Here is a 15,864-nt window from a genome sequence, read left to right as displayed (position 1 = left end):
AAAAATTAGCTGCATAGATGCAGTTTGTTAAAAAGGAAATGACAATGAAATACGGCTATTTCGATAACGACAATCGCGAATACGTCATCACTCGCCCTGATGTACCAGCACCTTGGACCAATTACCTAGGTACTGAAAAATTTTGTACCGTAATTTCGCACAATGCGGGCGGTTACTCGTTCTACAATTCTCCGGAATACAACCGTGTTACTAAATTCCGTCCAAACGGCACCTTCGACCGTCCAGGACACTATGTTTACCTGCGTGATGATGAGACGGGCGATTACTGGTCTATCTCTTGGCAGCCTGTGGCAAAGAGCCTAGATGAAGCGAACTACGAAGTACGCCATGGCCTGTCATACTCAAAATTCAAGTGTGAATACAGTGGTATTACAGCAACCAAAACGTTATTCGTTCCTAAGGGTGAAGATGCGGAAGTTTGGGACGTGGTACTAAAGAACAACACTGACAAACCAAGAACCATCAGTACTTTCTCATTTGTTGAGTTCTCGTTCAGCCACATCCAATCGGATAATCAGAACCATCAGATGTCTTTGTACTCTGCGGGTACGTCTTACCAAGAAGGTGTTCTTGAATACGACCTGTACTACAACACTAACGACTTTGAAGGTTTCTACTACCTAGCTTCAACTTTCTCACCAGATAGCTACGACGGCCAACGTGACAACTTCCTTGGCATGTACCGTGATGAAGCGAACCCAATTGCCGTTGAGAACGGTAAATGTTCTAACAGCGCTCAAACCTGTTACAACCACTGTGGTTCTCTGCACAAGCAATTTACGATTCAGCCGGGTGAAGAAGTTCGCTTTGCTTATGTACTCGGTATCGGTAAAGGCAACGGCGAGCGCCTACGTGAAAAGTACCAAGACACAGCCAACGTCGATGCCGCTTTCCAAGGCATCAAAGATCACTGGGACGAGCGTTGCAACAAATTCCAAGTTAAGTCTCCAAACGAAGGCTTAGACACCATGATCAACACATGGACGCTATACCAAGCGGAAACCTGTGTTGTTTGGTCTCGCTTTGCATCCTTCATTGAAGTGGGTGGTCGTACTGGCCTTGGTTACCGTGATACTGCGCAAGACGCAATCTCAGTACCTCATGCCAACCCACAAATGACCAAGAAACGTATTATCGACCTGCTTCGCGGCCAAGTGAAAGCGGGCTATGGTCTACACTTGTTCGATCCAGACTGGTTCGATCCAGAAAAAGCAGACGTTGAACCTTCAAAATCACCAACGGTTGTTCCAACACCGTCAGATGACGACAAGATCCACGGCATTGAAGACACCTGTTCTGATGATCACTTATGGATCGTTCCGACTATCATCAAGTATGTAATGGAAACCGGTGAACACGACTTCTTTGATGAAGTAATTCCATACGCAGACGGTGGCGAAGCGACCGTTTATGAACACATGAAAGCGGCACTGAACTTCTCTGCAGAATACGTGGGGCAAACCGGTATCTGTAAGGGTCTTCGTGCAGACTGGAATGACTGTTTAAACCTTGGTGGCGGTGAATCTTCAATGGTTTCATTCTTGCACTTCTGGGCTCTACAAGAATTCCTAGATCTTGCTAAGTTCCGTAATAACGATGCTGACGTTGCTAAATACACAGAAATGGCCGCGAACGTACGTGAAGCGTGTGAAACACACCTATGGGATGACGAAGGTGGCTGGTACATCCGTGGTCTAACAAAAAATGGCGACAAGATCGGTACCGCTCAACAAGCTGAAGGTCGTGTACACCTTGAGTCAAACACGCTAGCGGTTCTATCTGGCGCGGTTTCTCAAGAGCGTGGCGAGAAAGCGATGGACGCTGTTGATGAGAACCTATTCTCTGAATACGGCTTGCACCTAAATTCTCCTTCATTCGCAACACCAAACGATGATATCGGCTTTGTGACTCGCGTTTATCAAGGCGTAAAAGAGAATGGCGCAATCTTCTCTCACCCGAACCCATGGGCTTGGGTAGCAGAAGCGAAGCTAGGTCGTGGTGACCGTGCGATGAAGTTCTACGACGCACTGAACCCGTACAACCAAAACGACATGATTGAAACACGTTACGCAGAACCATACTCGTACGTGCAGTTCATCATGGGTAAAGATCATCAAGACCATGGTCGTGCAAACCACCCTTGGTTAACGGGTACCTCTGGTTGGGCTTACTTCGCGGTAACCAACTTTATTCTTGGTGTTCGCACAGGCTTTGAAGGATTAACAGTCGATCCTTGTATCCCGACTGATTGGCCGGAATTCGAGGTTACTCGTCAATGGCGTGGCGCGACTTACAACATCACAGTGCAAAACCCGAATGCAGTAAGCAAAGGGGTTACCTCTATCACTATCAACGGTGAGTCAGTTGAAGGTGCAATCCCAGTACAAGCAGAAGGCAGCGTGAACGATGTTGTCGTTGTTCTAGGCTAGTCACTTAATTTAACGAACAGCTCTTGCCTCAAGTCTTTATCGACTTGAGGCAATGAGACTAAAAGGATTTTCTAATGATTAAATTTGGTACAGGTGGCTGGCGCGCTTTCATTGGTGAAGAATTCACCAGAGACAATGTTCGCCTTGTAGCGCAAGCGCTCGCTAACATCATCAATAATGAAGATGCAGCCAAGAATGGCTTCGTTATTGGCTATGACCGTCGCTTCCTTTCAGATAAAGCGGCATGCTGGTTTGCAGAAGTACTTGCGGCGAACAACATCAAAGTAAGCTTCATTGATAAGTTCGTTCCAACACCTATCGTGATGTTCCAAGCAAAAGAGATGGGATGTATTTACTCTGCGTGTATTACCGCTTCTCACAACCCAGCGGACTATAACGGCATAAAGATCTTCATTGAAGGTGGACGCGATGCTGACGAGATCATCACAGAGAAGATCGAACAGCAAATCGCAACACTGACCAACGAAGATGTTATACGAGTCGATTTCGAACAAGCGTTAAACGACAAAGAAATCGAGATCATCAACCCGATGAACGACTTTGTTGATTCAATCATCAACTTCATTGATATCGACTCGATAAAGAAAGCCAACCTGCGCGTACTGATTGACCCAATGTTTGGTGTTGCGAAAAATGCTCTGCAAACCGTACTGATCAACGGTCGCTGTGATGTCGACGTAATCAACGATGGTAAGAACCCAGATTTCGGCGGTCTTATGCCGTCCCCAAATGCAGCAACGCTATACCGCCTAAAACATTTAGTGGCAGCTGAAGGCTATGACATTGGTATTGGTACTGATGGCGATGCCGACCGTTTAGGCATCATTGATGAGAAAGGTCACTTTATTCATCCTAACGAAGTGCTACTCCTACTTTACTACTACTTACTGGAATACAAAGGCTGGAAGGGCTCTGTCGTTCGTAACATCGCCACCACGCATCTACTCGACAAAGTAGCGGCAGATCATGGTGAGAAGAGCTTTGAGGTTCCTGTAGGCTTTAAGCATATCAGCTCTCAAATGGAAGCAGATGATTCACTGATTGGTGGTGAAAGCTCGGGAGGTTTAACCATTCGAGGTCATATCAAAGGTAAGGATGGCGTATTTGCTTCAAGCTTACTGGTTGAGATGATCAGTGTAACAGGTAAAAAGTTATCTGAGTTACTTGATGAAATCTACTCTAAGTATGGCTATGCCTACACGGCAGAAGGAGATTGCCAGTTTAAGCCTTCAGAGAAAGAAGCGCTCTACACCAAGATTTACGTAGAGAAGCAACTGCCTGAATTTGAATACGAAATTGAAAAAGTTAGCTATGAAGATGGTGCCAAAGTGTACTTCAAGAATGGCGGATGGGTCATTGCTCGCTTCTCCGGAACAGAGCCGTTACTGCGAATCTTCGCAGAAATGGAAGATAAAGACACTGCAGAACGTGTTCTTCAAAAAGTGAAAGACTTCCTCTCTCTATAGATTTATAGAGTGCAGCAGTTTTGAATGGGACTTAACAAACCACTGCCTTGTTAAAGCCTGTAGGTGAAGAACTCTTGCCCAGTACTCTGTATCAAAGTGCTGGGCTTTTTTACGAATGTATTTTACTTTTCGGCAGAACGATACTTACTGCGTATCATTAAAACGCCAATACACCTTTGGTATCTACTTTGACGGTGACTGGCATACCAACACCTAGAGCCTCAGAAGACGTTGCTAACAGTTTCTGACCGTTAGCTTCAATCACATAACGACAGTGGTCGCCCATAAATTGTTGTTCCAACACGGACAGGTTACTGTCGACATCATGACTCGCCACTATATGCTGTGGTCTTAGTAACAACGCACATTCCGCTCCCACTTCGATTTGAGTTTGTGCTTTCGCTTCTATCAGACCCAAGCTCGTTTCAAATTCATTATCTGAAATACGCTGTGCATTCAAGTAGCTACCACCACCTAAGAAATCAGCAACAAACTTACTCGATGGGTGGAAGTACAACTCAGATGCTGAACCATATTGCTCAATCACACCATGGTTCATTACCGCCATTTTATCTGAAAAAGCGAATGCTTCTTCACGGCTGTGCGTTACAAAAATAGCAGTAACACCCTGCTTTTTAAATATTTTACGAATCTGAGAGATCAACTCATGGCGAACTTGAGTATCAATATTTGAGAAGGGTTCATCCAATAATAATAAGTCTGGCTTGTACGCTAAAGAACGAGCAATCGCTACGCGCTGCTGTTGACCACCAGAAAGTTGATGTGGGTATCGGTCACCGAATTCATCTAAGTGAACTAGCTCCAACATCTCTTGAACTTTCTCTTTCTTTTGCTGTTCAGAAAGACCTTTGAGGCCAAAGCAGATATTCTGGTTTACCGTCAAGTGCGGAAACAGGGCGTAATCTTGAAAGATCATTCCGATGTTTCTCTGCTCAGGTGGTAACCAGTTGTCTCCATCGTCGATGGTTTGACAGTTCAAGCTCATGACGCCACTACTCAATGGAAGCAAGCCGGCAATCGCTTTAAGCAGCGTAGTCTTACCACAACCACTGGCACCAAGCAGACAAACAATTTCACCATGCTCAACTTCTAAAGAAAGAGATTCCAAAATAGTTTGGGACTCGTACTTACAAGTCAGATCTTTAATTGATAATGCACAACTCATTAGTGTTTCTGCTCCAAGGAACGGTTTACGATGATCAGCGGAATTAAACCCACCAAGACTAACAACACAGCAGGCATGGCTGCTAATTCAAGGTGCTCATCTGACGCATAGTTATAAACATAAGTCGCGAGCGTTTCGAAATTAAAAGGACGCAGCAACAATGCCGCATTCAACTCTTTCATTGATTCGATAAACACCAATAAGCCTGCAATCAGTGCACCACGCTTAATCAGAGGGAGATGCACACGACGTAACATCTGGTTGGTGTTACAACCCATTGTTTTAGATGCCATATCCAATGAAGGAGAAACTTTACTCAAGCTACTTTCAATGCTGCCAATTGCAACCGCTGAAAAACGCACGACCATGGCAAAGATAAGTGCAAACATAGAACCAGAGAAGATCAAACCTGGTCCTGTCCATTCCATCACTTTTGCAATATCGTTGACTAAGTGATCCATAAACAAAACTGGGACCATCACACCAATGGCTAACACGGTGCCTGGAACGGCATAGCCCATGGAAGCGATACGCATATAAGCCTGATTTTTCTTACTTGGGCTAACACGTTGATTGAAGTTCACAATCAAAGCAATAACGACACCAATAATTGCAGCAACTACCGAAACATAAAGGCTATTAACGGCATACTCTCTAAATTCAGGGGTCCAGCTTTGAGCAAAATATTTGTAGGCATAAATCATTAACTGGGCAAGAGGGAACAAGAATGCGACACACACCAACCCCCAACACCAAAACAATGCTAACCACTTCTTCCAACCGGAAAGGTCGTAACGAAAATCTTCACGACTACTGAATTGATTCTGGAATAATTTCTGTTTGCGACGGCTATAGCGCTCTGAACTCAATAGTAGGATCACGATAATCAGCATAATCGCCGATATTTTCGCAGCAGCCGTTAAGCTTGAGTAACCTAACCAAGTATCGTAAACCGCAGTCGTTAAGGTATTGACTGCAAAGTAACTTACGGTACCAAAGTCACCAATGGTTTCCATTGCAACCAGTGATAGCCCGACCGCCATTGATGGACGAACAAGCGGCAAGGAAATACGACGAAAGCTTTCCCAAGGTGAACACTTTAACAACCGAGCGGATTGCAATAAGGAGACGTTTTGCTCCATAAAAGCCGCGCGGCATAGCAAATAAACATAGGGGTAAAGAACAAGTGACAGAACAATAATAGCTCCGAACAAGGTTCTAATGTCTGGGAACCAGTACTCTCCGGGCCCCCAGCCTGTTAAATCTCGTAGCAGAATTTGAACCGGACCAGCAAAGTCGAACCAATCGGTAAAGATATACCCGACAATATAGCCTGGCATGGCTAATGGCAGCACTAACGCCCACTGTAAAACGCGCTCTCCTGGAACACGGCACATTGCCATAATCCAAGCTGACGGAATACCAAAAGCCAAAGACAGGAATAAGGTTCCTATGACTAAAACCACCGTATTATAAGTATAGGCGGGCATTACTGTGGACATAAGATGAGAAAACAGCTCATCTGTTTCTCCAACAGCAGTCGTAAAAATCGCTAAAATCGGTAAAACCAGCAATACAGCAATGATGCAGCTACTGGTGTTCCATAAATAATTCTTTTCTTTCATCGCCTAACTACAACGAGGCTTAATGAAACACAAATGCATTTGCAAATACATCTCATATCCTTTTAATGGGGGGGTTATTTATACCCATATACTGTAATGACTTCAAGGTGAGATGCTCATAACTCTGGGGATTAACGGGGAGCTTTGTATCAAAAAGTGATTTTCCAAAACAAAACAACCCCAAGTTACCGAAATGGCGGCTTGAGGCTGTCATTTTACTTGGGCCGAAGCCTACAGTAAAAAATTATAGATCGAACTTAACTTCGTCTAGTAGCTTGATTGCAGCTGCGTGGTGGTCAGCAATCTGATCTAGAGAAATTGTATCAGCTTTGAATTCACCCCAAGAAGCAACAAGCTCTGAAGGTTTAACATCAGCTTTAACTGGGTATTCGTAGTTCACTTCTGCGTACATGCCTTGCGCCACGTCACCAGATAGGAATTCCATTAGCTTAACTGCGTTCTCTTTATTTGGAGAGAATTTAGCCATTGCCATACCAGAGATATTTACGTGAGTACCTGTTGTCTCTTGGTTAGGGAAGTTAAGGTAAACAGCGTCAGCCCAAGCTTTTTGCTCTTTATCGTTAACCATCTTACCTAAGTAGTAGCTGTTACCAAGAGAAACGTCACATAGACCTTCTTTGATCGCTTTAACTTGTGCACGGTCATTACCTTGAGGCTTACGTGCTAGGTTTGCTTTTACGCCTTCTAGCCATTCTTTCGTTTCAGCTTCACCTTTGTGAGCAATCATCGAAGATACTAGAGAAACGTTGTATGGGTGCTTACCACTACGTGTACAGATTTTACCTTTGAATTCTGGCTTAGCTAGATCAGCGTAAGTGAAATCTTCACCTAGACGACCAACACGGTCACGAGAAGAGTAAACGCTACGTGTACGAGTTGTTAGAGCGAACCACTCGTTAGCTGTGTCTTGGTACTGAGCTGGGATATTCTTTTCTAGAACATCACTTTCTACAGCTTGAACTAAACCTTTTTCAGTTAGCTCAGATAGACGGCTGATATCAACAGTTAATACCACATCTGCTGGGCTGTATTCGCCCTCTTGAGCTAGCTTCTCTGCTAAACCTTTCTTAGCAAACTTAACATTCACCTCGATGCCTGTCTCTTTTGTGAACTCATCAAACATAGGTTCAACAAGGAAAGGTTGACGGTAAGAGTATACGTTTACTTCTTCAGCAGCGATTGCAGCCGTTGGTGCGATTGCGCTACATGCTAGAGCTGAAAGAGTTAGCAATTTTTTCATTGGTAAAGTCCTTTATATCGAAATGATAATCTATATCAGTTGCGTTATTATATTTATTAAAATATTAATTTCAATGATAGAGCACAAAAAAACCTGCTCATGAGAGCAGGTTTCAAGTGGGTAATATGTAAATATTTGTAAATTATGGATTAATACATAATGTTCTATTTTACAGACACAAACTCTGGATAGGCGCCGACACCACAATCGTGCATGTCCATACCTTCAAGTTCTTCATCTTCAGTTACTCGGATACCGATTGTTGCTTTAAGCACTGCCCATACCGCTAGGCTAGCACCGAATACCCATGCAAAGATTACTGCTGCACCCAATAGTTGAGCACCAAACGTTGCATCAGCATTGCTTAGTGGCACAGCCATTAGACCGAAGAAACCACACACACCGTGTACCGATATAGCACCTACTGGATCATCAATCTTAGCTTTGTCTAGAGCGATGATGCTGAATACAACCAATGCACCAGATACCGAACCAATCGCTACAGCAAATAAAGGTGATGGTGATAAAGGATCGGCAGTGATTGCTACTAGGCCAGCTAACGCGCCGTTAAGAATCATTGTTAGGTCAGCTTTACCCCAAGTCGTTTTACATACTAGTAGTGCTGCGATAGCACCTGCTGCTGCTGCTGCGTTAGTGTTAAGGAAGATTTGGCCAACCGCTGTCGCGTTCTCAAAGTCAGAAACCATAAGTTGAGAACCACCGTTGAAACCGAACCAACCAAACCAAAGGATAAATGTACCTAGCGTTGCCAGTGGCATGTTTGAACCTGGAATCGGGTAGATCTCACCGTTCTTACCATATTTACCTTTACGAGCACCCAGCAGAAGAACACCCGCTAAGGCTGCTGAAGCACCAGCCATATGTACGATACCTGAACCAGCAAAGTCACTGAAGCCGGCTTCTGATAGGAAACCACCGCCCCAAGTCCAGTAACCTTCCATTGGGTAGATGAATGCTGTTAGCACGACAGAGAAGATAAGGAATGACCAAAGTTTCATTCGCTCAGCAACCGCGCCAGATACCACAGACATTGCTGTTGCAACGAAAACGACTTGGAAGAAGAAGTCTGATTCTAATGAGTGGTCTGCACCTTCGCCTTGAGTACCAATCAGAGTACCAAATGACGGTAACCAGCCACCTTCGCCGTTATCGACATACATAATGTTGTAACCAACGACTAAGAAAGTCGTACAAGCAATCGCGTACAAACAAATGTTCTTAGTTAAAATTTCTGTGGTGTTCTTCGAACGAACAAGGCCAGCTTCTAACATCGCGAAGCCTGCAGCCATCCACATGACCAACGCACCTGAAATGAGAAAGAAAAAAGTGTCTAGTGCGTAACGTAGTTCCGTTACTGTTGTTGTAAGTTCCATATTAAAGTCTCCAGTCCTTGTAATTCTTTAAAGTGCTTCAGCATCCATTTCACCGGTACGAATTCGTACGGCTTGGCTTAGGTCATACACAAAAATTTTGCCATCGCCGATTTTTCCGGTGTGTGCCGCTTGGCTAATCGCTTCAACAACTCGGTCAACATTTTCAGCTTGGGTTGCAATCTCTAGCTTTACCTTTGGTAGGAAGTCCACCTGGTACTCTGCACCACGATACAATTCAGTGTGCCCCTTCTGACGACCAAAGCCTTTCACTTCAGAAACCGTCATACCTTCAATACCCACATCAGAGAGCGCTTCGCGTACATCGTCTAATTTGAACGGCTTTACAATGGCATTTATTAATTTCATATTCTTTCCTTAAATTCTTCACTTAATCCGTTAATACTCTTATTACAATCCAAGTAGCGTGCCAGAAATTTAAGTTGTTGATTTTAAATAAAATAGAAACAATACCGTTTTGGAAACGAAAAAGGCCGCACCAATGTGGTGCGGCCTTTTCACTATCTTAATGCGTTGCACTGTCGTTGCTCTAGTTTTGGGCCACGAAACTTTCACGATGCAAAATCATTAGCAACTAGTAACCTAAAAAATCAATCCAACGTTCGATGAGCAACTCGAAATCGTCAATTCCGCAGCTTGCTTCGCTTTCACAATTATAGAAATCGAACTCACTGCCCTCTTCCATCTCTTGTTCGTGCCCTAGCACATTTTCTTGAATCGTTACGTCGTCTTCATTGATCGCTAGGCTGATCTCTTTGCCTAGTAGCGTCACTTCATTGCTCAGATCTTGTCGAGATTGCTCAATCAACGCCATCACATGATCCAGTTTCTGCTTATCTTTCCCGATCTCTTCTTGAAGCCAGCGGCCAACAATTTCATGACCCATGCTGCACTTTACATAGTACTCGCCCATTAAAGTGTTTCGTGTAAATTCAAATTCCATAAAGGCTCCGCGCACTAATGACAGATAGGGTAAAAAATGAGGCGAGAGTATATAGCGAAGTCATCAAGAGATCGAGTCGCTCGTAAACTAACATTCAGACATAAAAAAACGCCTACCGAAGTAGACGCTCTATCATTTGGGTTCCTCTAAATAGTTGGAGTTGCAGCTAGGCGACAAGTACGTTCATCCCTATGAGCATAGAAGCTCTATGTGACTAGGGCGGCCGGCGCTCCGGTGAACGTACGCAGTCAACAACGCTGCAGCTACAAATATAACGAGGAACTAAGCTGGTTCTTGGAAGATAACTGTGTCTGCTTTATCCGTGTACTGACCCATTTTATGGAAGTTCAGGTAACGGTATGTATCAGCAGCCGTTGCATTAATCTTCTCAGCGTACTCTAAGTACTCTTCTTTCGTTGGGATACGACCTAGAATCGCGCCAACAGCAGAAAGCTCAGCAGAAGCCAGATAAACGTTCGCGCCATTACCTAAACGGTTCGGGAAGTTACGAGTAGACGTAGACATAACCGTCGAAGCATCAGCAACACGAGCTTGGTTACCCATACATAATGAACAACCCGGAGTTTCAATACGAACCCCAGCACGACCGAAGATGCCGTAGTAGCCTTCTTCTGTCAGTTGGTCTTTATCCATCTTAGTTGGCGGAGCAACCCATAGGCGAGTATTTAAAGAGCCATTAAACTCTTCTAGCATCTTACCTGCAGCACGGAAGTGACCGATGTTGGTCATACAAGAACCGATGAACACTTCTTGAATCTCAGTGCCTTGAACGTCAGAAAGAAGACGAGCATCATCTGGATCGTTTGGTGCACATAGGATTGGTTGATCGATGTCAGCAAGATCAATCTCGATAACGTGTGCGTATTCCGCATCTGAATCAGCAGATAGCAACTCAGGGTTCGCTAACCACTCTTCCATTGCGGTAATACGACGCTCAATCGTACGAACATCACCGTAACCTTCAGCGATCATCCACTTAAGCATAACGATATTCGAGTTCAGGTACTCATCGATAGACTCTTGAGATAGCTTAACCGTACAACCTGCCGCAGAACGCTCTGCTGATGCATCTGAAAGTTCAAATGCTTGCTCAACAGATAGGTGCTCAACACCTTCGATTTCTAGTACACGACCAGAGAACTCATTGATCTTTCCTGCTTTCTCTACCGTTAGTAGACCTTGCTTGATACCGTAAAGCGGAATTGCATGTACTAGGTCACGTAGTGTGATACCCGGTTGCATTTCGCCTTTAAAGCGAACCAAGATAGATTCAGGCATATCAAGAGGCATAACGCCTGTTGCCGCAGCAAATGCTACCAAACCAGAACCAGCAGGGAATGAAATACCTAGAGGGAAACGAGTATGCGAGTCACCACCTGTACCTACAGTATCAGGCAGAAGCATACGGTTTAGCCATGAGTGAATAACACCATCGCCCGGACGAAGTGAAACACCTGCACGGTTCATGATGAAATCAGGCAGTGTATGGTGAGTGTTTACATCAACTGGTTTCGGGTATGCAGATGTGTGACAGAAAGACTGCATCACAAGATCTGCAGAGAAACCAAGACAAGCCAGATCTTTCAGCTCATCACGCGTCATAGGACCCGTAGTATCTTGAGAACCCACTGTCGTCATTTTAGGTTCGCAGTACTGACCCGCACGCACACCTTCAACGCCACACGCTTTACCTACCATCTTCTGAGCTAATGTGTAGCCTTTATCAGAAGCAGAAGGATCGATTGGTTTAGCAAACAGATCGGTTTCAGCTAGGCCTAGAGCATCACGAGCACGACCCGTTAGGCCACGACCAATGATCAGTGGAATACGGCCACCAGCACGCACTTCATCAAGAAGTACTTTGCTTAGCTCAAAGTTTGAAATCACAGAACCGTTCTTGTGAACAACACCTTCGTACGGGTAGATATCAATGACATCGCCCATGTTCATGTCTTGTACGTTCAGTTCAATGGGTAGTGCGCCTGAATCTTCCATTGTGTTGTAGAAGATTGGGGCAATTTTACCACCCAGACAAACACCGCCAGTACGCTTGTTTGGTACGAATGGGATATCTTCACCCATGAACCAAAGTACTGAGTTTGTTGCCGATTTACGAGAAGAACCTGTACCAACAACATCACCAACGTAAGCCAGTGGAATGCCGTCTTTTTGCATTTCTTCAATTTGATTGATTGGACCAACGCTACCCTGTTCATCAGGAGTAATGCCATCACGTTCCATCTTCAGCATCGCTTTCGCGTGCACTGGGATATCAGGACGTGACCATGCATCAGGCGCTGGTGATAAGTCATCAGTGTTAGTTTCACCGGTAACTTTAAATACTTTAACGGTGATCTTTTCCGCTACTTTGTTTTTCGCTGTAAACCATTCAGCATCAGCCCAAGATTGAAGTACTTGTTGTGCTGAAGCATTACCTGCTTTCGCTTTATCTTCTACATCGTAAAACGCATCGAACATCAGTAGAGTATGAGACAGGGCTTTAACTGCGATTGGAGCAAGCTCAGCATCGTCTAACAGAGACACTAGAGACTCGATGTTGTAACCACCTTGCATAGTACCAAGCAGTTGTGCAGCTTTTGCTTTGCTTACTAGTGGAGAAGCTACTTCACCTTTAGTGATAGCCGTAAGGAAGCCAGCTTTTACGTAAGCAGCTTCATCTACACCCGGTGGAATGCGATTTTCTAGTAGCTCAAGAATGATTTCTTCTTCACCTTGAGGTGGATTCTTTAGAAGTTCAACTAGGCCAGCGACTTGCTCAGCATCTAGTGGTCTTGGGACAACTCCCTCGGCAGCACGTTCTTCGACGTGTTTACGGTAGGCTTCAAGCACGACTTTTTTCCTCTCATTGCGGTTCACTTCTTACCTTCATAATTATTAGTAAAATAAAGAAGCGAACATCCTTGGAAACTTGGCTCTCCATTGCCATTTTTGTCATTCAATTTGTATTGATGAGCGGCATCATAGAGGCCAAACTGTGGGCGGTAGAATAGCAAATTTAACGTTAAATTAAAATCTTATCATTTTGACCAACATAGCAAGTTAAGACGAAAGTCCCACTATTTTTGCCTATTTACGCAGTTAAACGGTGACTCTACGCATGATTATTTGTAGGAAGTACCGACAATCAGATACACCGAATCAAAGTTATCTTCGGTTCGACCATAAGCTAATATGATCGGCCCGATGGGTGAGTCGACACCCGCAAAAACAGAGCCTGCAGTATACATTGGAGCTTCATCCAGTTTTAAGTCATTGTTCGACCAAACACCACCATGTTCAATAGAGGCGCCCACGTAGAACGGAGATTCAAAGAGGCCGAAGTCATTTTCAAACCACTTATAACGGTAGATCAAACTGGTGTAAGCTAAGTTCTGACCGATCAAACTATTTCTTGGAATACCGGATAGATTAAGGAACCCTCCTAGCTCTTTCGGATCAATCGGAAAGACTGAGTTTTTACTTTCTACGATGCCGTAATCAACCTTTGCGACTAAAGTATGCTTTTCAATGCTTTGTGCTGCCATAAAATTGGCCGAAAGTTCAAAGACTGTATCACTCTCAGAAGAGAAATCTGAACCACCATTAGAGCTCTCATTCTCAAAATCGTCATGAGAGATAAGGTACTCTAAATCGACAAAATAACCTTCGGTAGGAAGACTGAAGTTATCCAAAGTATCCAATCTATAACTGGCAAAGGCACCAATACGTTTATAGCCACCACTTCCTAGTGAAGGTAATGATGCCACCTCAATACTGCCATCGGTATAACGTGCACCAAATTTCAGCTCTTGCCACAATGTCGGTTGATAGCCCAATGCAAATTCACTCAGATACTCTTGATAAGACATTGGTAAGTAGTCTTTGGTTGCATCCAGTGTAGGTTCTCCAATCTCGCCGATTCCTGCTGGCAGGTTTCGATTCTGGTTGCTGTAAGCAATAGACACAGATGTGAACAACTTTTGACTCGAAAAGAATGGTGAGAAGAGTTCCGCCTCAATGCGTTTGTCCGTTCCCATCTCGATATTAGTTCTTAGCTCTGCACCATGCTTATTAATATCGGTAAAGTTGGCAGAGACACCGAGCGAGTACTGGCTGGTTGTAGAGAAATCATCTTCAAGAAAGAATCGAAAATTGAGGTAGTTTGGACCCCAAGATTTTTCGTTCACATCGACCAGCAGTTGATCCTCACCATCAACATTTTCAAATTCATAAGTAACCAACTCGAACCGATCTAAGGCATAAAGATCTTTCACTTTAGATTCGATTTCACTGGTTTTAATAACCTGACCAGAATCGAGGTTTAAACGATTTTCGATCAACTTATCTGAATAGTGGGTGTTGTTGTTAATAACAACTCTATCAACGACAGTCTGGTCGCCATGTTTTAGCTGCTTTCGAGCTTGCTGTTTCTGATCGATATACTTTTGATAGTCTGCGTTAGAGAGCGCCAACTTAGAAAGCTGATCCGTATACTGCCTTGTTGCTTCGTATCCAGCATGATAAGCCGTCGGCATTTTATCGAACTCGGTGGTCTCCATTTGCCCAACATCAGGACGTAGGAAAAAATCATCGTCTGTTAACGTCGCGGCTTGCTCTTGAGTGCTGCGTTGAACAAGGTAATTAGAGAGTTGGTCTGCTGCGGCTAAAAAGTTAGTGAAGTCTTCTTTGCTTTTGTAGTTAGTACTGATATCAATCGCAATAACTATGTCAGCCCCCATCGCTCTAGCAACATCAACAGGCATGTTATTGGTGACACCACCATCGACCAACATTCGCCCATCAACTTCATAAGGAGGAAGTGCTCCGGGTACCGACATGCTGGCCATCATGGCATCGACAAGATGACCATGATCGATGACGACCTCTTCCAGTTCGATAATGTCAGTTGCGACTGAACGGTAGGGTATAGCAAGATGGTCAAAAGAGTCGAGTGGAGAGAGGTTACCTGTGGTCTCGCGCAGAATACGCAACATATTCTGACCTTGAACCACACCTTTTCTGGCTTTGATTTCGCCCCAACCTAAACCGAGATCGGTATTCAGTTGATAACGGTCTTCATATTCTTTGTCTCGCACACGGCGATCACTACGGTTAACGCGATCGCGATAACCACGATTCCAATCAACCGTATAAATAAAGCTCTCGATCTCATCAGCGCTCATCCCTGTCGCATAAAGACCACCAACGTATGCGCCCATGCTGGTACCGGTAATGTAATCAACCGGAATTTGCATCTCTTCTAGGGCTTTAAGCACACCGATGTGAGCTGCACCTTTTGCCCCACCACCAGCAAGAACGACAGCAACGGTTGGCCTTTTATGAGCTTGTTTAAGTTCAACATGTTCTGATGAATCAACCTGTGCTGCAGTAGCGGCAAACAGTTGAAAACTGATCACAGTACCGACAATACCCAAGCTACTCACTAACCAACGAGAAATCATTATCTAAACTATCCTTG

The 15,864-nt window shown here is 44.3% G+C and carries 10 protein-coding genes; 2 read left to right on the top strand and 8 right to left on the bottom strand.

The window, feature by feature from the left end:
- The first annotated feature begins 44 nt into the window (after window positions 1-44).
- Window positions 45-2,450: a GH36-type glycosyl hydrolase domain-containing protein gene (locus ACED53_RS11250; protein WP_017100559.1), complete on the top strand. Its 2,406-nt coding sequence runs from the start codon at window positions 45-47 to the stop codon at window positions 2,448-2,450.
- A gap of 74 nt (window positions 2,451-2,524) precedes the next feature.
- A complete protein-coding gene (locus tag ACED53_RS11245) occupies window positions 2,525-3,937 on the top strand; it encodes a phosphoglucomutase/phosphomannomutase family protein (RefSeq protein ID WP_009847570.1) in 1,413 nt (470 codons plus the stop codon).
- A 157-nt stretch (window positions 3,938-4,094) separates the two neighbouring features.
- Here the strand turns inward: ACED53_RS11245 and ACED53_RS11240 are convergent, their stop codons facing one another.
- From ACED53_RS11240 to ACED53_RS11205, 8 genes are all read right to left on the bottom strand, one after another.
- Window positions 4,095-5,123: an ABC transporter ATP-binding protein gene (locus tag ACED53_RS11240; protein ID WP_017097323.1), complete on the bottom strand. Its 1,029-nt coding sequence runs from the start codon at window positions 5,121-5,123 to the stop codon at window positions 4,095-4,097.
- Window positions 5,123-6,748, bottom strand: coding sequence for an iron ABC transporter permease (locus ACED53_RS11235; RefSeq protein ID WP_017100558.1), 1,626 nt, complete (start codon window positions 6,746-6,748; stop codon window positions 5,123-5,125). Before ACED53_RS11235 ends, ACED53_RS11240 begins: the two co-directional genes overlap by 1 nt.
- A gap of 244 nt (window positions 6,749-6,992) precedes the next feature.
- A complete protein-coding gene (locus ACED53_RS11230; RefSeq protein ID WP_012604721.1) occupies window positions 6,993-8,009 on the bottom strand; it encodes a Fe(3+) ABC transporter substrate-binding protein in 1,017 nt (338 codons plus the stop codon).
- A 164-nt stretch (window positions 8,010-8,173) separates the two neighbouring features.
- Window positions 8,174-9,403 (bottom strand): ammonium transporter, encoded by a 1,230-nt coding sequence (locus ACED53_RS11225; protein WP_017097325.1) that lies wholly within the window; start codon window positions 9,401-9,403, stop codon window positions 8,174-8,176.
- 27 nt (window positions 9,404-9,430) lie between these two features.
- Window positions 9,431-9,769 carry a P-II family nitrogen regulator gene (gene glnK / locus ACED53_RS11220; RefSeq protein WP_004738200.1) on the bottom strand — a complete coding sequence of 113 codons (339 nt, stop codon included), beginning with the start codon at window positions 9,767-9,769 and terminating at the stop codon, window positions 9,431-9,433.
- A gap of 226 nt (window positions 9,770-9,995) precedes the next feature.
- Window positions 9,996-10,364 carry a YacL family protein gene (locus ACED53_RS11215; RefSeq protein WP_029223087.1) on the bottom strand — a complete coding sequence of 123 codons (369 nt, stop codon included), beginning with the start codon at window positions 10,362-10,364 and terminating at the stop codon, window positions 9,996-9,998.
- Between the two features lie 282 nt (window positions 10,365-10,646).
- Window positions 10,647-13,235: a bifunctional aconitate hydratase 2/2-methylisocitrate dehydratase gene (acnB, locus tag ACED53_RS11210; RefSeq protein WP_029225612.1), complete on the bottom strand. Its 2,589-nt coding sequence runs from the start codon at window positions 13,233-13,235 to the stop codon at window positions 10,647-10,649.
- Between the two features lie 272 nt (window positions 13,236-13,507).
- Window positions 13,508-15,847: a patatin-like phospholipase family protein gene (locus tag ACED53_RS11205; protein ID WP_017101955.1), complete on the bottom strand. Its 2,340-nt coding sequence runs from the start codon at window positions 15,845-15,847 to the stop codon at window positions 13,508-13,510.
- Between the last annotated feature and the right edge of the window lie 17 nt (window positions 15,848-15,864).

It is taken from the genome of Vibrio sp. 1F169, from assembly GCF_041439605.1.
Classification (GTDB): Bacteria; Pseudomonadota; Gammaproteobacteria; order Enterobacterales; family Vibrionaceae; genus Vibrio; species Vibrio tasmaniensis_A.
Note: the sequence above shows the minus strand (reverse complement) of the source record. Positions and strands in the feature narration are given on the sequence as shown.

Bases quoted from the DNA above. Each gene is read 5' to 3' on its own strand.
- ACED53_RS11250 (WP_017100559.1), top strand. From the start codon at position 45: ATGAAATACGGCTATTTCGATAACGACAATCGCGAATACGTCATCACT.
- ACED53_RS11245 (WP_009847570.1), top strand. From the start codon at position 2,525: ATGATTAAATTTGGTACAGGTGGCTGGCGCGCTTTCATTGGTGAAGAA.
- ACED53_RS11240 (WP_017097323.1), bottom strand. From the start codon at position 5,123: ATGAGTTGTGCATTATCAATTAAAGATCTGACTTGTAAGTACGAGTCC.
- ACED53_RS11235 (WP_017100558.1), bottom strand. From the start codon at position 6,748: ATGAAAGAAAAGAATTATTTATGGAACACCAGTAGCTGCATCATTGCT.
- ACED53_RS11230 (WP_012604721.1), bottom strand. From the start codon at position 8,009: ATGAAAAAATTGCTAACTCTTTCAGCTCTAGCATGTAGCGCAATCGCA.
- ACED53_RS11225 (WP_017097325.1), bottom strand. From the start codon at position 9,403: ATGGAACTTACAACAACAGTAACGGAACTACGTTACGCACTAGACACT.
- glnK (WP_004738200.1), bottom strand. From the start codon at position 9,769: ATGAAATTAATAAATGCCATTGTAAAGCCGTTCAAATTAGACGATGTA.
- ACED53_RS11215 (WP_029223087.1), bottom strand. From the start codon at position 10,364: ATGGAATTTGAATTTACACGAAACACTTTAATGGGCGAGTACTATGTA.
- ACED53_RS11205 (WP_017101955.1), bottom strand. From the start codon at position 15,847: ATGATTTCTCGTTGGTTAGTGAGTAGCTTGGGTATTGTCGGTACTGTG.